This is a genomic window from Scardovia wiggsiae F0424 (assembly GCF_000269605.1).
GTDB classification, from domain to species: Bacteria; Actinomycetota; Actinomycetes; order Actinomycetales; family Bifidobacteriaceae; genus Scardovia; species Scardovia wiggsiae.
This window is the reverse complement of record NZ_AKCI01000001.1, coordinates 702,256-720,968: the sequence shown is the minus strand read 5'-3', so window position 1 is coordinate 720,968 and position 18,713 is coordinate 702,256. Positions and strand designations below refer to the sequence as shown.

Annotated in this window: 12 protein-coding genes and 1 tRNA gene; 3 read left to right on the top strand and 10 right to left on the bottom strand. The window is 50.6% G+C overall.

Translation table 11 applies throughout. From position 1 onward, the window contains the following. Positions 1-162: 162 nt before the first annotated feature. From HMPREF9156_RS0103255 to HMPREF9156_RS0103245, 3 genes are all read right to left on the bottom strand, one after another. Positions 163-696 (bottom strand): PadR family transcriptional regulator, encoded by a 534-nt coding sequence (locus HMPREF9156_RS0103255; protein WP_007147369.1) that lies wholly within the window; start codon positions 694-696, stop codon positions 163-165. A gap of 8 nt (positions 697-704) precedes the next feature. Then, positions 705-1,337, bottom strand: a complete 633-nt coding sequence (locus HMPREF9156_RS0103250) for a GyrI-like domain-containing protein (protein ID WP_007147368.1) — start codon at positions 1,335-1,337, stop codon at positions 705-707. Between the two features lie 663 nt (positions 1,338-2,000). Next, positions 2,001-2,074, bottom strand: a tRNA-Pro gene (locus HMPREF9156_RS0103245). 149 nt (positions 2,075-2,223) lie between these two features. Here HMPREF9156_RS0103245 and HMPREF9156_RS0103240 point away from each other — a divergent pair. After that, positions 2,224-3,486: a hypothetical protein gene (locus HMPREF9156_RS0103240; RefSeq protein WP_007147367.1), complete on the top strand. Its 1,263-nt coding sequence runs from the start codon at positions 2,224-2,226 to the stop codon at positions 3,484-3,486. Positions 3,487-3,500: 14 nt separating this feature from the next. Here the strand turns inward: HMPREF9156_RS0103240 and glgX are convergent, their stop codons facing one another. From glgX to HMPREF9156_RS06850, 6 genes are all read right to left on the bottom strand, one after another. Further along, the gene (gene glgX / locus HMPREF9156_RS06855; protein WP_007147366.1) at positions 3,501-5,750 is read right to left on the bottom strand and encodes a glycogen debranching protein GlgX; all 2,250 of its coding nucleotides are present in this window, start codon (positions 5,748-5,750) and stop codon (positions 3,501-3,503) included. A 910-nt stretch (positions 5,751-6,660) separates the two neighbouring features. Beyond that, positions 6,661-7,887 carry an acetate/propionate family kinase gene (locus HMPREF9156_RS0103220; RefSeq protein WP_007147365.1) on the bottom strand — a complete coding sequence of 409 codons (1,227 nt, stop codon included), beginning with the start codon at positions 7,885-7,887 and terminating at the stop codon, positions 6,661-6,663. 155 nt (positions 7,888-8,042) lie between these two features. Continuing rightward, the gene (locus HMPREF9156_RS0103215) at positions 8,043-8,735 is read right to left on the bottom strand and encodes a DUF3862 domain-containing protein (RefSeq protein ID WP_007147364.1); all 693 of its coding nucleotides are present in this window, start codon (positions 8,733-8,735) and stop codon (positions 8,043-8,045) included. A gap of 256 nt (positions 8,736-8,991) precedes the next feature. Continuing rightward, the gene (gene pta, locus HMPREF9156_RS0103210) at positions 8,992-10,728 is read right to left on the bottom strand and encodes a phosphate acetyltransferase (protein ID WP_231198060.1); all 1,737 of its coding nucleotides are present in this window, start codon (positions 10,726-10,728) and stop codon (positions 8,992-8,994) included. Between the two features lie 226 nt (positions 10,729-10,954). Then, a complete protein-coding gene (locus tag HMPREF9156_RS0103200) occupies positions 10,955-13,432 on the bottom strand; it encodes a phosphoketolase (protein ID WP_007147361.1) in 2,478 nt (825 codons plus the stop codon). Between the two features lie 189 nt (positions 13,433-13,621). Beyond that, complete coding sequence (locus HMPREF9156_RS06850) at positions 13,622-14,500, bottom strand: GDSL-type esterase/lipase family protein (protein ID WP_007147360.1); 879 nt, start codon at positions 14,498-14,500, stop codon at positions 13,622-13,624. Between the two features lie 348 nt (positions 14,501-14,848). On the opposite strand from HMPREF9156_RS06850, the gene guaA reads away from it, so the two are divergent. Beyond that, positions 14,849-16,411 carry a glutamine-hydrolyzing GMP synthase gene (guaA, locus tag HMPREF9156_RS0103190; RefSeq protein WP_007147359.1) on the top strand — a complete coding sequence of 521 codons (1,563 nt, stop codon included), beginning with the start codon at positions 14,849-14,851 and terminating at the stop codon, positions 16,409-16,411. Between the two features lie 78 nt (positions 16,412-16,489). On the opposite strand, the gene HMPREF9156_RS0103185 is transcribed toward guaA, so the two are convergent. Next, positions 16,490-17,422 carry a Fic family protein gene (locus tag HMPREF9156_RS0103185; RefSeq protein WP_007147358.1) on the bottom strand — a complete coding sequence of 311 codons (933 nt, stop codon included), beginning with the start codon at positions 17,420-17,422 and terminating at the stop codon, positions 16,490-16,492. A gap of 801 nt (positions 17,423-18,223) precedes the next feature. Here HMPREF9156_RS0103185 and HMPREF9156_RS0103170 point away from each other — a divergent pair. Beyond that, entirely contained in the window at positions 18,224-18,676 is a 453-nt protein-coding gene (locus HMPREF9156_RS0103170) for a very short patch repair endonuclease (protein WP_007147356.1), read from the top strand. Positions 18,677-18,713: the final 37 nt, after the last annotated feature.

Here is an 18,713-nt window from a genome sequence, read left to right as displayed (position 1 = left end):
AACACACCCACCCATACACACTTTTTGAGCATTAACCCCTATTTCGTTCATAATTTTCTCCTGCATCTTTGTATTTATTTTATAACATTTTTCTACCATATCAAAATTAATGATGAAACCAGAAAACATCAAACCTTTGAAATCTGCTGTCTCAGATTTGTTCTATTTTTCTCCCGTTTGCAAAGTCTCAATTTCTCCCTCTAACCACTTTAATTCTGCTTGAAGCATGGTCATTCCCAAATTGAATAATTGCTGGGCAGAGCGTGGTGCATATTGCTCCCCTGTTTCTTGAAGTTTCAAGACCTGTAAGTCCTCTTCTAGAATTTTCTTACGCGCATCAAAAGCCTGCAATAAATCCTTCGTTGACATATTCTGACTATTAGCTAAGGCCGTCATGAAATGTGAATTAGCTGGTTGGCGATCTATTAAACGCTGTTTAGTTTTTTCTGTCAAAACCGTTGAGCCCAAGCCCGTAATAGCATACTCTTTTTTATCTTTTCCTTTTGCTGGTGCACTTTTAGCAAATCCTTTCTTCTCCAGCTTATCAAGAACATAGTAAATTGAAGAGAATCCAACCTCGGTCCACTTCCGCATTCCTCTATCCTCAATTAACTTTTCAATCTGATAGCCATGTCTAGGCTGCTCTGCTAATAAACCAAGTATGAGCTCTTCCGTTAAAGATGTCTTAGTGCTCATTTTTGCTCCTATCTCTTTTTTATGGGATGACGAATGATTGTTTTCAGCTTATCTGGCACTACTTTACGGACATCAGCGATATAGATTTCATGGTGCATACGTTCATCGGTAATATCCAGCTGGTAACCCTCTTCTTCCATGTAATCGTGCATGCGTTCAACTGTTGCAGGCTCATCATTGTAGGAACCAATATGCAGACATTGAACACACAACCCCTCATCATAGGTAAAATATTCAACCTTAGAAAAATCCATTTTCTTCTTGACGGTCGTTTGCGCAACTGCCCAGTCAAAATCTTCCTTACTGACAAAATCAGGTAAGCGAAGAATGGCGATAAAATGAAAATCACTCTTACGATTGTAGTCAGCACCTGTGATTCCCTCCTGCCACCAGAAACCTTCCAAGGGTGGGACAACGAAATCGAAATACCCCTCCATCTTGTAATTTGTCTTCTTGCTCATTTTAATAGCATAGGCCAGCGGATAAAGTAAAGCAATAGCTTGCTTATATTCGCCACCTTCTTCATTAGGATCACCCTGCCCTCGAACTGCCAAAAAGTTCATTTTAGGAACCTTGACAATCGTTGGATTGGTTTTTGTCGGATAGAACTCCTTCAGCTCTTTTTTGAAATCAAATGCCATGATGTTTCCCTCCTTTTGATAGGGGTTTAACTTTTTATTCTAGCGCTAGAATACTACCTATCCATATTCTACCACTAGAATATATTCTGTCAAACAAAAAACAGTAAACCGTGAAGTCTACTGCTCTTACACTATTTTAATTTTTGCTAACCTAAGATTTATTAATCTACCCGACTTCTTTGATGAAAAATCATCCTCCAATTACCATAGATAAAAAACCAGATTAAGCACCTATTTGTTCTCACACCGCTTGTTCGATTCAAGAGGGCATATTACTTAGACATGCCAAATCCGACAACACTACACAGGTGTAGCCTTCAATTTCGTAAACACTTGTGTTTAAATCTGCTTGTGGGAGCTCTGCTTTTTTCCACCTTTTATCGGAAGCACCAGATTCTTCATACTTAGGATGAAGGACCTCTAAAGATTTACCACTCTGTCGATTTTCTGAATCAAGGTGAAATTATTTATATTCAATTATGATACCCCTCCCACCTTAGTGTCTTCATCAACTTTGATCCCGGAGAACTAGGTCTCCACCATGGATGGGCAGGCAGAAGCTATTAAAACAACACACCCGCCCATACACACTTTTGAGCATTAACCCGGTTTCAGAGCAAAAAGAAGAAGCCCTACATCCCGAGCGGAAGTAGGACTTTGCGGTCGGGCTGACAGGATTTGAACCTGCGACATTCTGCTCCCAAAGCAGACGCGCTACCAAGCTGCGCTACAGCCCGAATGTTTACATATGCAAACAACCCTTACACTATAGCGCACGCCTGCGAACAACATGCTGGATCCCGGGATTCCTACATACCCCCGCATCAGTACAATGGAATCAACAATCGAAGAATACCTTAAGATAAGAATTGCAGAGATAATATAAATGGGACAGAATCAGCGGTCTGAAACAGCGGGCCTTATTGCGGGGCTTTTCTCCATGCTGCTGTCGGCGCTTCTCATGTCGATATTTTTAGACAATGCTCCCGCGGTCTGGCTTGTTGCAGGGCGCCGCCGGCTTGTCGGTTCTGCTATAGTCGCGGTTTTCAGCAGTATTGCGTTTGTGGTTGGGTATGCGCGGCATTCTCGGTCGTGGGACCTCAGGAGCGGATGGTGGGTGCCTGTCCGCCGTCTGCTGGAGATCGTTTCATTGACGGTAGTCTATGCTACGACGATCTTCTTCATTGTCCTTGCTGCTCTGACAACTATCAGCAATATTTTCGGCGCTGAGTTCGGGCAGTATCTGGTTTGGCTTGTAGGCGGGCTGGCTGCCGTCAGCGGGTATATTGTTTTTGTCCAGGGAAGCCAGCTGAGTGCGAAAACAGTCGCATCGCTTCTCCCGTTCTTCGTTGTGTCCGGGGTGACGACCGCAGGGATGACGTCAGACGACCCGGTCTGGTGGCGCAATAACTTCTCTCAGCTGGGCGACAGGACTACTTTTGCGGCCACGCTTTTCAACTATACGATCGTTATGGCCGGGATATGCATTATCATCATCAGCTACTTCTCCCTGTCAGAGCTGATTACCAATTACAGGCTTTCGCTGGCGCATCCCCAGCTGATGGCCGGCAAACCGACTGAGGATGTACAGGGTAAAGAAGGCGCAGGTGATGATAGTACCGGCAGTAGCGGCGGCACTTCCCGGGGGGCAAAGCTGAAGATGTCACTGGGCAGGCTTGCAGAACCGCGCCGTGTAGAGCTTCCTATCAGGCATTTTATGGCCCGCATCATCATTATGGGAGTGCTTCTTATCCTTACCGCGCTGTGCTTCATGAGCGTCGGGCTTTTCCGGTATACGCCCCATCCGATCCTGCATAATGTAGGTGCCCGGGGGCTTGCATTCCCCCTGACTGCGCTGATGGTTTTCCTGCCGTGGCTTGCCCCGCAGCTTTCCAAAACGATCTACGTTGTTTCCGATCTGATCATTGTTGTTATATCGGCTTCTGCGATCGACTGGGTACGCGGAGGTACCACATTCACTAATGTTGAAGCTCTGGCAGTATTCCTTTTCATGGCGTGGTTCGTCATTTTCTCGCGGCAGATCGCTGCGATGGAAGCTGACAGGCTGCAGTCAGAAATGCTTATGTATTCAAGCATGTATGCTAACGGTTCGCAGGAGATAGCTTCCCGTCTCAGTCCGGCAACGTAGCAGAAGGCCCTGTACTACTTCTCACTACCCTCAGCCTGTTCTGTGGGGCTGGATGTTTCCGCGCCGGTATCTGGTGCCGAACTGTTATCTTGGTCATCCTGAGGCTTCTCAATGACCTTGATTTCCTGGACCTGATGCGTTGTACCGGAGATATCGCCCTCATCGCTTACCAGGAGCATGAAGCTGCGGGCCTGGGCCATGATGCCGAAGTTCGCTTCGAAAGCAAGCTCCGGGGAGAACTGGTCATGGGTATCTACCAGCAGGCGCCATTTTCTGCCGTATTTTTCTCCAGGGAGCCTGAACATCATAGGTTCATAATAGGCATTGAAAATAAGGATGAAATCGTTGTCTTTGATCTGGTTCCCGTTGACGTCGGCTTCAGGTATGGCATGGCCGTTGAGGAAGACCATCAGCGTCAGGGCATTGGTATTGTCCCAGTCTTCCTGGTCCATAACAGAACCCGTATGGTCGAACCATTCTACCTGCGGAGCATTATTGCCTTCTGCTTCCGCATCAAAGAACTTGCGGCGGTGGAGTACGGGATGCCTCAGCCGCAGATGGATCATTTTCTGCGTAAAATCGTGAAGCTGCTGGCGCCTCTCATCAAGGTCCCAATGTGTCCATGATATGGGGTTGTCCTGGCAATAAGCGTTGTTGTTGCCCTGCTGCGTGCGCATGATCTCATCGCCGCCGTCGAGCATGGGGATGCCTTGGCTGACCATCATAGTTGAAATGAAATTCCTCATCTGCTGGGCCCTGAGCTCATTGACGTCAGTCACGTCTGTAGGGCCTTCCACACCGCAGTTCCATGAACGGTTATTATTATCGCCGTCGCGGTTGTCTTCACCGTTAGCCTCATTATGCTTATCGTTATAGCTGACGAGGTCGTTCATAGTAAAGCCGTCGTGGGCTGTAATAAAGTTGATGGATGCAACGGGGCGGCGCCCGTCTGCGCGGTACAGGTCGGAGCTGCCCATAATGCGGCTTGCAAACTCAGGGAGTTTGGAGGGCTGTGATCTCCAGAAATCGCGCACGGTATCGCGGTACATGCCGTTCCACTCGCTCCACAGCGGGGGGAACCCGCCTACCTGGTATCCTCCGGAACCGATATCCCAGGGCTCGGCAATAAGCTTGACGTGGGAAATGACCGGATCCTGCTGGATAATATCGAAGAAGGCAGAGAGCTTGTCAACTTCAGAGAACTGGCGGGCAAGCGTGGCGGCCAGGTCGAACCGGAAACCGTCAACATGCATTTCGGAGACCCAGTACCGCAGTGAATCCATGATCAGCTGAAGGGTATGGGGGGAGCGCATAAGCAGGGAATTCCCCGTCCCCGTAGTGTCGAAATAGTGGCGTTCATTGCCGTCAACGAGGCGGTAGTACGACCGGTTGTCGATCCCCTTGAAGCTCAGCGTGGGGCCCATATTATTGCCTTCCGCTGTGTGGTTATAAACCACGTCAAGGATGATCTCAATACCTGCGTCATGGTATGCCCGCACCATGGACTTGAACTCATTGACCTGCTCGCCGCGCTGTCCGGAGCTTGAATATGCATTATGAGGCGCAAAAAAGCCGATCGTGTTATATCCCCAGTAATTGCTCAGGCCTTTTGCCTGCAGGAAAGAATCGTTGATGAACTGGTGGACGGGCATCAGCTCCAGCGCGGTGATCCCCAGGTCTTTCAGATACTTCACCACACTGGGGTGGGCAAGGCCTGCATATGTGCCGCGGATCTCGGGAGGGACCTCTTCATTGAGGTTAGTCATACCGCGTACATGGGCTTCGTAGATGACGCTGTCATGGTAAGCGATCTGCGGATGCCTGTCATTGCCCCAGTCAAAGAACGGATTGATAACCACTGATTTCATTGTATGTGCGGCGGAGTCTTCAGTATTCCGGGCATCAGGGTCGTCAGGTTTCGTAATGTCATAGGAAAACAGGCTGGCGTCTGAGTCTATCATCCCTTCTATCGCCTTGGCATAAGGGTCAAGGAGGAGCTTTGAGGGGTCACACCGCAGCCCGCTGTCGGGATCGTAAGCCCCATACACCCTGTAGCCGTAGCGCTGCCCGGGCTGTATCCCTACTATGTAAACGTGCCATACAAAAGTATTGCACTCGGTAATTTCTATACGTGTTTCACGGTTGTTGTCGTCAAACAAGCATAATTCCACGCGCGTAGCCGCGGAAGAATAAAGAGCAAAATTAACGCCTGCGCCATCAAAAGTTGAGCCCAGCGGATACATAGAACCAGGTCTGATTTGCATATTACTATTCTCTCATATAATACATAGATTTTGTATATCAGCGTGTGGGAAGCCGGATAGCTGCGGATACCATATTTATCAGTGATTTTGGCAGAATATCCCGCGCATGGGGCGTACCCGTCAACAAAGCATTAATATAGTCCAATGATGTTAATAATAAAATGTTCCCTACGGTGAAGGCTTCTGCTGCAAGGGCTGTGACAGGCAAGGAAGCAAAAAATAGCAGGTTTCCCGCTATACTCCTCAACCAGCGTGGATTTTATGCAGAGGCAGATGCAGGAGGGATATACGCACAGTTGCAATATTCTTCAAGGTCATCTTAGTTCGTCTCCGGGCTGCTTATGGTGGGAGCAGATATCCCGGCGGGATAATCCTTCGTCACGAAGACACCAGGATCTCCGGTTTACTGCATATCCATAGGACGCCAGGATACTATATGCTGGCCGGCAGCATGACCAGTGAAAGGGGTGGGGGACTGCGGCCTGTCTGATTCCGGCGGGTTTGTGCCTGCACTTGCAGCTATGGCCAGACTGTATATTCCGGATGTGCGGATATGCAATGCGGACATAGCGCGCAAAATGTTCTCCCGGCTTTATGCGTTTATGGGGGAGGAGGGGGCGGCTCGCCAGGTATGTCAGGGGATATATGCGATTTGGGCAGCTATGCAATCGCAGTTATGTAGCTGCTGGTGGTAAAACACGCAGATATAAAATCTGTTTCGGCGGTTTTCCACATTTTTCGTTTTTATATCTGCGTGTTTTACCACCAGAGTCAGCAGAGTGGGTATTAAAGAATGGAGCCGGGCAATAAAAAAGAGGCATGCCAGAATGGCATACCTCTAAAATCCTTATTCCAGGCCTGAAATGGGCTTATTAGCGCTTATTGCCTCTTCAGGCCTAATATGGTTACCTTAACGCCCAAAAACATTCCCGTACGCATCGCCCTCTTCAGCGAGCTTTGCAACCTTGCGGGCAATAGCGAGCTCCTCATTTGTCGGGATCACTGCAATGGTCACAGAGCTGTCCGGCGCGGAAATGACGCGCGGATCGCCGGAGCGGACGGCATTCTTTTCCTTATCGAGTTTAACACCGAAAGGTGCAAGCTTATCGCACACAGCTTCACGTACGGACGCATCATTCTCGCCGACGCCGGCAGTGAATGTGATCACGTCGCATCCGCCCATCTGTGCAGTGTATGCCCCAATGTAGCTGACAATGCGATGGATATAAATATCGAATGCCAGCTGGGCATCTTTATCACCATGGGAACGCAGGTCGTCAACATCGCGCATATCACCATGGCCGGTAAGCCCCATCATGCCTGACTCCTTGTTGAACAGCGTATCAAGCTGGTCAACATCCATATGGGCATTGCGGATGAGGTGGAAAACGACAGCAGGGTCAATGTCCCCGGTCCGCCCGCCCATAACAAGGCCTTCCAGCGGGGTCAGCCCCATGGAAGTCTCTACGGGGCGGCCTGATACCTGCGCCGAAGCGGATGCCCCGTTGCCGATGTGCAGCACGATCTGTCTAAGCCCCTCAGCCGGTTTGCCAACGGTCTCAGGGACAACGGAGCCGATATACTCGTGGCTTGTCCCATGCGCGCCGTAGCGGCGGATATGGTACTTTTCAGCAACTTCCTTGTTGAGGGCATATGTGCTCGAAGCTTCAGGGAGTTCAAAGAAAAAGGAGCTGTCAAAAACGAATCCCTGCGGGACATCAGGAAGCAGACGCGTCATAACTTCGGCGCCGATCGCCTCAGGGCCGTTATGGAGAGGTGCGAGCACCGCCAGATCCTTGACCTGCTGGATAGTTGCAGGGGTCACCAGCGCAGGCGTAGGGAAGATGTACCCGCCCTGGACCACGCGGTGGCCAACCGCCACAAGCTCATAATCCTTAAGGTTGGGGCCAAACTCATCGAAGAACCCCAGGACCTTCTTAAGGCCCTGTTCATGGTTTTCGATCTTTTCAGTGAACGTATGCTTTTCGCCGTTGAATTTATGGGTATAAATGCCATCGGTCGGTTCGCCGATCTTTTCTACGAGTCCGGAGGCCAGGCCCTCCCCGTTTTCCAGATCAACAAGCTGATACTTGATTGAGCTTGAACCTGAATTAATAACCAGAACGGTTTTCGCCATTACGGCTCCTTTGTATCACTAGTGGTGTAATTAACACTGTTTAATATACTCGTAAGCCGATACGTCTGCACAGGGATGTGAGGCGTATCGGCCTGCCGATCCGGCTGCTTCAGCCTAAATATCCAGGCTCGTGGTTCTGCACGGTTTATATTTTCTTACTCCAGATTGCTTTGGCTTTTTGAAGTCAATCGGCCGTTGGTAAAGGTAAGTACTGCTGAACCGTTTTTAGCCCCTGTAAACCAGTATGCAGTAACAGTCCTCTGTCCGCTTACGAGCATCTCATTTAATCCATCCGGTTCACCGTATTTAGCCACAACGTCGTTGTAGCTTGAGCCGTCTGAGATAGTATTATAAGCATTGATATCCAGCTTGGGCTGACGGGAGAATTTGAAACCAGTGATATTTTTAGAAACTGTCTTGCTGTCAGTAAATTGGACTGTAATGCTTACACTACCTTTTGACCACATATTGATTTGAGTTTTTACTCCCTGGAAATCTGATGTTGAAGAAGAGAAAGGTTTCCCAAGTAGTTTCTCTACATCTGATTCTATAGATCCGCCTTCTCCGCTCTTCATAAGGTCGCCGACTTTTATTGAATCAAAATTCTTTCTGAATTCTTCATCCTGAGAGATTGTTTTATCTGAGCCAGTCGTATTATTGTTCTTTGCAGCAGAGTTTTCCACGGGGCTGTGTGTGCTGTCTGCCGGAGTTGTGTTACGGCTGTTAGCCAAGGGGATACAGATGGCTATAACTGCAACTACAAGCACCCAGAACCACACACGTTTATAGAATCGCTTCTTTCCCGGTTTTGTGGATTTAACAGGTAAAGTTTCATTCTGTTCGGACATATTTTTCTCCTTTGATGCTATGGAATCGTTGAGTCTGAACAGAAGAAATTATATATATATATATACAATTCTTTGATTAAGACGGGAAAAGGGAGTGCCTTGCAGGAACGATTATACAAATATATGCTGATTGCACAGCAGCTATAGCGATCCATTACATAAAAACGGCGGGTATCAGTATGCCTTTTACGGAAAAGCAGCATATTGATACCCGCTTAGCAAGCTGTCTCTCAGCGTCAGCTGCTGCAGGACACGCCTATTCCTGTGCGTATACAGCGGTCAGGGCAATAGTGTTGATGATATCAGCCACCAGCGCGCCTCGCGAGAGGTCGTTGACCGGCCTGTTCAGCCCCTGGAGCACAGGCCCGATGGCGAGCGCACCGGAAGACCTCTGGACAGCTTTGTACCCGATATTCCCTACAGACAGGCTGGGGAACACGAACACATTGACGTGTCCGGCTACCGGGTTGCCTTTGGCTTTTGTTGCAGCAACTTCAGGGGACCATGCGGCATCCATCTGGATGGGCCCGACGACGGGCAGTTCTGGGGCTTTCTCCGAGACCAGTCTTGTCGCTTCTTCAACAAGGTCAACATCAGGGCCGGAACCGGAGCCGAGGGTGGAATAGCTGAGCATGCCTACCTTCGGGTCTATTCCGAAAGCGCGGGCTGTCTGGGAAGACTGGACAGCGATATCCGCCAGCTGCTGTGCGGTGGGATTAAGGTTTATAGCGCAGTCTGCGAATACGGCAATATGGTCGTGGAAGCACATAATAAATGCCCCTGACACCAGCGACGCATCCGGCCTGGTCTTGATGAGCTGGAGTGCAGGGCGTACTGTGGCAGCTGTCGTGTTGACAGATCCTGACACCAGTCCGTCAGCTTTTCCAAGGACAACCAGCATTGTGCCGAAGTATGACGGGTCTTTAAGTGTTTCGCGTGCCTGTTCGGGTGTCATACCTTTCTTTGCTCGCAGTTCGCAGAGCTTGTCAGCCATTGGCCCGAGGACCGATTCATCATCCATTGCCTGGAAGTGTGCCTTTCTGAGGTTCTGCAGGCCAAGCTCCCTGCCATGGCTGAGGATTTTATCCTGCCGGCCTACGATGATAAGGTCAACGATATCCCGTTCCAGAAGGTAATCAGCAGCCTTGAGGATACGCCCTTCTTCACCTTCCGGAAGGACGATAGTCTTTTTGTCTGCTTTTGCGCGGGTAAGAAGCTCAGCCTGGAAAGCGTAGGGGGTCTCCGGGCGCCGGAAATCAGACCGGTCGATGGCCGCGAGTACTTCAGCTGCAGGCGCAGCCTGCTGGAACAGTTTCAGCGAAGCAGCCGCCTCCTCATCTGTTGTGCAGCTGTGTGCGGGGATGATCCATACAGGGGCTGCCGAAGCGGAAAGCTCTTCCCTGATATCTTTAGCTTTATCGATATCATGGGGATCCCATCCGGTAATGAATATGCCGGCTACGGAGCTTCCTGCCTTAGCGGTTTCGCTGGCACATGCTGCGACTGTACGCTGGACTTCTTTCGGACTGCGGCTGATGCAGCATACAGCGAGGAAAACAGGGGCTTTCAGATCTGCGGAAACCTGTGTGTCAAGGGTAAAGCCTTCAGGGTCAAAAGTCGGGCGTTTATCCCTGCCGACGATCACTACAGCATCTGCTCCCATTTCCGGGACAAAGCTTTCCCAGCGGCGGACTATCTCATCACGGGCTGTATCATGGTCAAGGATAGCCCTGTTCGGGCATATCACGCGGGCCTGCTCCAGTGTCTCATCCGCTCCCGCTGTATGGATCAGTACATCAGTGAATGCATCATGGCGGCAGGTTATTGGGTGGAAAATTGCTGTTTTCCTGTTATCCTGGGCCAGGGCCGCGGTTACTCCATTGGCCACCACATTGCGGCCGTTAGCACCTTCAGGGCTTGCAATGAATATTGTTGTCAGGGACACGGTCTGCACTCCTTTGTTCCTTTGTTTTGATTTGCTATTTGTTCCCATTACCTTGTTTCAGGCCTTTCCAGGCCCTGGTATGCCGGATTTCGCGGCTGCTGTGCCGGTTTACCGGGCATATATCATGCGTGTATACGTGTGTATAGGCATGTATACCAGTGTAGTAGGGAACGTGCATAAATCGTATATATATAGTATTTAGGTATATATAATGTCCCCTCTGCCTTCCGGACAGAGGGGACATGCTGCTTAAGGCAGCCGGTTACGGGTTTATTTACTCATTATCTCCGGCGGTAGCGGCAGTCGCAGAAACAGCACCGGGCTTTTCTGTCTTAACGCCCGACCATACCCAGTCAGTGTAGTCCGGGTGGTCATAGCCCTTGTCTACCGCAAACTGGAATGCTTCCTGTCGGAAGTCTTCCAGCTTCTTGATATCTTCAGCATACTTATCTGCATCAAGCATGCGGAGTGCCTCGGCAGTAAGCTCATAACGGTCAATATCATTGACCCTGACCATGTCATACGGCGTGGTCGTGGAGCCCTGCTCCTGGTAACCATGGATATTGAAGTTATCGTGGTTCGGACGCTCAAAGATCAGGCCCTTGACCTCGCGTGCATAAGAGTGGTATGCCATGAGGACAGGCTTGTCGGCAGTAAAGAGCTCAGTGAACTCTTCATTGCTCAGGGCATCGCTGTTTTCGCTCGGGTTCTGCAGCGACAGGAGGTCAACTACATTCACGATCTTGAACTTGATGCCGTAAGCCTTGAGCTTGTCAGCCGCAGCCATGATCTCCTGCGTCGGCACATCACCAACAGAAGCAAGGACGATCTCAGTTTCATCATTATTCTGAGCTGTGCTTGCCCACTTCCATTCAGCAGCACCCTTGTCAAGTTCTGCACGTGCCTCATCAAGGGTCAGCCATGTTGCCGCAGGCTGCTTACCGGCGATGATCGCATTGATCCTGTTAGTGGACTTGTAGGCCTTCTCGCCGATAGCCAGCAGCATATTCGCATCTGTTGCGAAATAGATGCCGATAACGCGGTCGTTGTTGAAGGTCTTGTTGAGGAGCACCGATACAACGCCTGGATCCTGATGGCTGAAGCCATTATGGTCCTGGCGCCATACATGGGAGCTGACCAGAAGGTTCACAGAAGAGATGGGCTTGCGCCATGGGATCTCGCGGACTGTAGCCTCAAGCCACTTGGCATGCTGGTTGAGCATGGAATCGATCACATGGACGAAGGATTCGTAAGAGCTCCAGATACCATGGCGGCCTGTAAGCACATAGCCTTCGATGAAGCCTTCCATCTGATGCTCAGATAGCTGCTCGGTCACCTGGCCGGTCACAGCCATATGCTCGTCTACGAGAGAAGAGAGATAGCCGTTATCCCACTGCTTATTGGTGACTTCGTATGCAGCCTGGAGGCGGTTGGAAGCGGTCTCGTCAGGCCCGAAAATGCGGAAGCTGTCAGGGTTGAGCTTAAGGACATCGCGGGTATATACGCCCAGACGGCGGGTAGCTTCAAGCTGGCCCCAGCCGTGGCCATACTCCTGAACTTCCTTGACCTCGTAGTCTTCAAGCTTTGGAAGCTTGAGCTCTTCGCGGATCACGCCGCCGTTAGCATTCGGGTTTGCACCGATGCGCAGTTCGCCTTTCGGCATGAACTCGGTGACTTCTTCGCGCAGTGCGCCGTTTGCGTCAAAGAGCTCTTCAGGCTTGTAGGAAGCGAGCCAGTTCTTGAGGATCTGGAAATGCTCTTCGGTATCGCGGGCGGAAGCCAGCGGGACCTGATGGGCACGCCATGAGCCTTCAGTCTTCTTGCCGTCAATGAACTTCGGGCAAGTCCAGCCCTTAGGGGTACGGAAGATGATCATCGGATAGAACGGACGGTCAACATCATTGGTCTCTGCCGTTGCCTTGATATCGCAGATCTCATCGAATACGGTCTCAAGCAGGTCAGCAAAGCGGCGATGGATCGACATATGGTCTTCATCATCGAAACCAGCAACAAACTCGTATGGGTTGTAGCCCATGCCGCTGAAGAAGTCATGAAGCTCTTCATCAGTGATGCGGGCGAGGATGGTCGGATTGGCGATCTTATACCCATTAAGGTGGAGGATCGGCAGGACGATACCGTCAGTGCGCGGGTTAACAAGCTTGTTTGACTGCCACCCTGTAGCCAGAGGGCCTGTTTCCGCCTCGCCGTCACCAACGACAGCAGGGACAAAAAGGCTTGGGTTATTCATTACAGCACCATATGCATGGGACAGTGCATAACCAAGCTCGCCGCCTTCATGGATGGAGCCCGGGGTCTCAGGCGCATAATGGGAGGGGATACCGCCCGGATAGGAGAACTGGCGGAAGAACTTCTGCAGGCCAGCTTCATCCTTTGTGATCTTAGGGAAGTATTCGGTGTATGTGCCGTCGATGTAGGACTGTGAAGTGCCGGCAGGTCCGCCGTGACCTGGCCCCATGATGAACACAGTGTTCTGCTGGTGGTCTGCGATGAGGCGGTTGATATGGCCGAACAGGAAGTTCAGGCCCGGAGTCGTTCCCCAGTGGCCTACCAGACGATGCTTGACATCTTCGCGCGTGAAAGGCTCTTTCATAAGCGGGTTGCTGCGAAGGTAAATCTGACCAATGGACATGTAGTTGGCCGCGCGCCAGTATTTGTCGATGCCTTCAAGGGCATCATCCGTCACCGGGCGGTCCAGCTTCTTCCACGGAGTTCCAATAACAGGACTTGTCATAAATACTCCTGTACTTTTGCACTTTTCAGTGCGGTTGATTATTACTGTTCAGAGACAGAGAACTGTCCCGTTTCGCTAATAATGTTACGTGAGCCATTCGACTTTCACAGTGCGTGTTCAGGCGCAGAATGTTGCTTATTTCCCGGCATTTTGGAACCTGCGGTCATAAAAATGTGCCCGGCCGGCCAGCTAAATGATACTGCTCAAAGGTGTGTGTTCCGTCACATAATCAGCAATGATCTGGTATCCCTGCTTTCCGGGGTGGAAATGGTCATAGGCATAGAACTCTGGGACATCGGCGTTCACTTCAACATGTGTCAGGTTAAGGTAGGTCACGCCCTGTGCCTTGCAGATACGCTCGCTTTCAGCAGTCTGACGGTCACTGGCAATAAGCATGGCCTTGCGCAGCGCACGGCCCAGGGAAGGGCTGTTGTAGAGCTGTCCGGGACTGAGGATGATGACTGCCTTTGATTTCTCTTTTGCCTGCCTGATGACAGCGAGAAGGTCTTCACGCCATTCGGCAGTGGAACGCTGTGCCATAAGATCATTGGACCCTGCACAAATATACATGATGTCATAATCCGTGCCGGCAACTTCCGGGAACTCGCGGAAGCGTACGCGCCTCATCGTTGCTCCAAGCCGGCCGTAAGTCTCCCATGAAACAGGCCTGTTTATACGCTGCGCAATGCCATGCGCTATCCTCGGCATCAGGCCTTCGCTCTGGTTTTCCACTCCGCATGCGGCGGCCATCGAATCCCCCAAGATCGCGGTTTTCAGATACGGCGAGGGCTGGGTGGCTCCCATATCCATGCCGTCTACGCCGATGATCCCATGGCGCCCGCCTTCAGGTTCCGGTGCCAGATGCACTGTTTTGCTTGCATACAGGCCTTCTATGCGGGCGAGGAGTTTTTCGCCGTAGCTGAGCCTGCCGGCAAGCCCGTTGGGTACGCTGGGGCTGCCAGAGACGCCGGGCTCAGAGCCGGTTTCCTTGCTGATATCCCTGCCGGCATTACCGCCGCTGTCTTTATCGTGCTGTGTCTGCTCAGAAAAAGGTGTAGGTGACGTCATATACTCCATCCTAAGCTTTTCAGTGAGACAACAGCGTTTTGCTGCGGGCATTGCATGCGCGGTATCCAGTGTGTAGCCTTATGCGGCACTACTGTGCACGATTACTTGTGCGGTACGTATGTGTGCCCTGTAACGTCCTGTGTGCGCGGGCGGCGGCATACCAAGTATCCCGCGCGATGCTGTGTATTGTGCATGTGCGGCGCTGCCTCTACCTGGTTTCAGGTATTGAGATGCGCAGTGCAGCATGACCCCGGTTGTCGTATTAAGCCGGGATAATGTAACGCAGATCGTTTCCATTACTGTTCTGCGTCTGGCCGCAGTATGATTTTGCTTTGGAGGGTAACGGGCATGGCTCAAGGACCGGTTCTCGTTGTTGATTTCGGCGCACAGTATGCGCAGCTTATTGCCCGGCGTGTGCGCGAGGCTAACGTGTATTCCGAGCTGGTCCCGCATTCTATGCCGGCTGATGAGATGCTGGCGAAAAATCCCCAAGCTATCATCCTGTCGGGCGGCCCTTCGTCTGTATACGAGCCCGGCGCTCCCAGCGTTGACAGGAAGATATTTGATTCAGGCGTTCCTGTGCTCGGCATCTGCTACGGTTTCCAGGTCATGGCGCATGAGCTTGGGGGGGATGTTGATAAGGCTGCGCTGGGGGAGTACGGCAAAACTGAGGCAGTTGTTGACAAGGCGGAAGGCATCCTGTCAGGTTCCCCTGCGGGGCAGTCCACATGGATGAGTCATGGCGTGGCAGTGCGTAAGGCTCCGGAGGGGTTTACAGTGCTGGCGCATACCGACGGCGCCCCTATAGCCGCTATGGAAGATAAGTCGCGGAAACTGTATGGTGTGCAGTGGCATCCCGAGGTGAAGCATACCCCCTTGGGGCAGGACCTTCTTGAGAATTTCCTGCATCAGGAAGCGGGGCTCCCACGCAGCTGGGACCCTTCCGGCATTATCGATGAGCAGGTTAAGCAGATACGGGAAAAGGCCGGCAATAGCCAGGTGATCTGCGGGCTTTCCGGCGGGGTGGATTCTGCTGTTGCCGCTGCGCTTGTGCATAAAGCTATCGGCGACCGGCTGACATGCGTGTTCGTAGACCATGGTTTCCTCCGTAAAGGTGAGGCCGAACAGGTCCGGCATGATTTTGTCGAGGCGACAGGGATAAAACTGGTTGCTGTGGATGCTTCCGAGGATTTTCTTGGCGCGCTTAAAGGTGTGAGCGAGCCGGAACGTAAACGTAAGGTCATCGGCGAGAAATTTATCCGTACTTTTGAGAAGGCCGCACGGGATATCGTTTCGCAGGCCGGCAGCGAAGGCGGGGAAGTAAAGTTCCTTGTTCAGGGGACGCTGTACCCCGATGTTGTGGAGTCCGGGGGCGGCGACGGTACGGCTAATATCAAGAGCCACCATAATGTGGGCGGACTGCCGGAAGACCTTGGTTTCGAGCTTATTGAACCGTTGCGCACCCTGTTCAAGGATGAGGTGCGTGCCATTGGCACTCAGCTGGGGCTGCCGGAGGAAATGGTATGGAGGCAACCGTTCCCCGGGCCGGGGCTTGCTATCAGGATCATCGGCGAGATCACGCGGGAACGCCTTGGCTTGCTGCGGGATGCTGATGCTATTGCGCGCGAGGAGCTGAGCAGGGCTGGCCTTGACAGGGATGTCTGGCAGTGCCCGGTCGTTCTGCTTGCAGATGTCCATTCGGTGGGTGTCCAGGGCGATGAACGTACCTACGGCAACCCTGTTGTGCTGCGCCCGGTCAGTTCCGAAGACGCCATGACTGCGGACTGGTCGCGTGTGCCTTACGATGTCCTCGCGGTGATCTCAACACGCATCACCAATGAATGCCGCGGCATCAACCGCGTGGTCCTTGACGTGACGTCCAAGCCCCCCGCGACTATCGAGTGGGAGTAGGCCGGATCCTTGCTGGTCTGCGCTGGCATGTTGTGTTGTACAGGGGAACCACGCTCATAGCGCACTGCAAGCCTTATTCTATTTCTGAACCGCCGCGTGACCCATCCACATATATCCGGTGCTGCGTCCGCCGCCGACTTTCCTGATTCTCCCGGTTTTGAGCAGGGTTGACAAGACCCTCTCAATAGTGGTTATGCTGATATCAGGACAGGCATCTGCGATTTCTGATTTCGTGATCTTGCCTATGCTGTTCTGCAGAACCTTCTCGACCCGCTCCGCCTTAGTCAGTTTTGCCGCGGAAACTGTTACAGCCCTGTCCTCAAAATCACGGTATGTGGCAAGGATGACCCCCAGCATATAGCGCACGAACGGGCCTGGATCGTTTGTACCATTTTCCCAGCCTCTGGAGCTGATAGCCAGTGCATCATAGTAATCTCCTTTTGTGCGTTCAATCTCTTTCTCAAGGGATACGTATTTGCCAATCTTATATCCTGATTTATAAAGCAGCAGCAGCGTGAGTAGCCAGCTTATACGTCCGTTGCCGTCGTTGAACGGGTGGATGCATGTGAAATCAAAAACGAACTCCAGTGATATCAGGAGCGGGTCGAGTGCTCCGGTGCCGAATCCTTCGCGAAACGCGGCGCATAGCCGTTCCATGGCATCGGGGGTCGATACTGCGGGGACAGTTTTGAAACGGACATATTCGGTTCCGTCGTTTCGGATGCCATGTATCTCATTATCGCCTATTTTGAAATTCCCTCCCATTGATGATGCGGTGTGGCGATACAGATTACGATGCAGCTGAAGGATAATGTTGGGTGTAACATCAATGTATTCATAGCTTTCATGTATAGCTTTGAGCACATCACGATAGCCGGCAATTTCCTCTTCATCGCGCGACCTGAGGTTTGTATTCTCCTGCATGATTTCACGGAGCCGCTTATCGCTTGTATGGATCCCTTCAAGGCGGTTTGAGGTTTCAGTAGACTGCACTTTTGCGACCTCAACCATAGTGTCCAGGATGCCGGGCTGTTATGACAGATAAAGGTCCTGCCGGTCTTTATATTCGTGGATGGCAGAGATGAAATGCATAGTTTCCGCCGTTAAAATGATTTCAGATGTTGCCGAATAATCGAATGTCTTCATTGACATAGGCATTCCTTTTCTACATCATTCAAATATAAATATAAACTGCCTCATACTATATACAAATGATGCAGATAAGATTAAGATGAGGCAGTTAGGAATTAGGTTAGGAATCAGAAGGGCATAATATGGTTGCACAGGCTATTGCTGGATTTATCTCATGAGAAGGACTATAGAGAAAGGTATAAGTATTTGATGATATATGAAAGAACAGTGGAAGGAGCACTATCGTGGCAAGATTTGAGACTACCCTTCGTGAGGATTTCATGGGCTGGTCAGCCGTATTGAAAACAGGTATTGAGGGGCAGCAGATCCGCAACTTCTGAAGACAGCGGTGACTTTACTGACGCTAAAAGTCAGTGCGGCGTCTGCGTATTGGAGCGGTACAGTTTCGGGAGGAAACCGTGTCAGCCTGAATGCGACGTTATACTGATGAGAAGAATGGGCTGATACATCTTTTCACAATCATTTCAGGCGGTAGCTAGGCGATATTCTTCAAAGTCGATGTCTTCGGTGAAGAAGCTTTTCTGGATAAGCTGAAGGAAATACTGTAGGCGTAAAGAGAAAAGACAATTCTATAATTTGAGAAGCGCCGAAACTATGTTGATTAACTGTTTAAGCGTAAAATCGTTGGTTAGTTCTTAAACATTTAGGAAAAGATGGGTTATGACTGATAGAATAAGTAAAAGGCAGCGCAGTAAGAACATGTCTGCGATTCATTCAAAGAATACGATTCCTGAGATATATATTCGTAAGCTGTTATTCGCGCGAGGTTTTAGATATAGAATTTCAAACCGTTTAATTATCGGAACACCTGATCTTTTTATTAAGAAATATAATCTTGCCGTATTCGTTAACGGTTGTTTTTGGCACAGACATATAAACTGTAAATACGCCACTATACCTAAGACAAATATCAAATATTGGCGGGAAAAATTTGCTTCGAATATAAACAGAGACAGGCGAGTTCGAAGTGAACTAGAGAAGCAAGGAATTCGGCAGCTAATAATTTGGGAATGCACACTGAAGAAAATGAAGAAAAACCCCGAGTATAGACAAAAAATACTTACACAAATTATAGATTTTATATTGTCTGATGAAAAACATGGAGAGTTTTAGATGTATGATTATTTTTAGTTTATTTTAGGAGGTAACT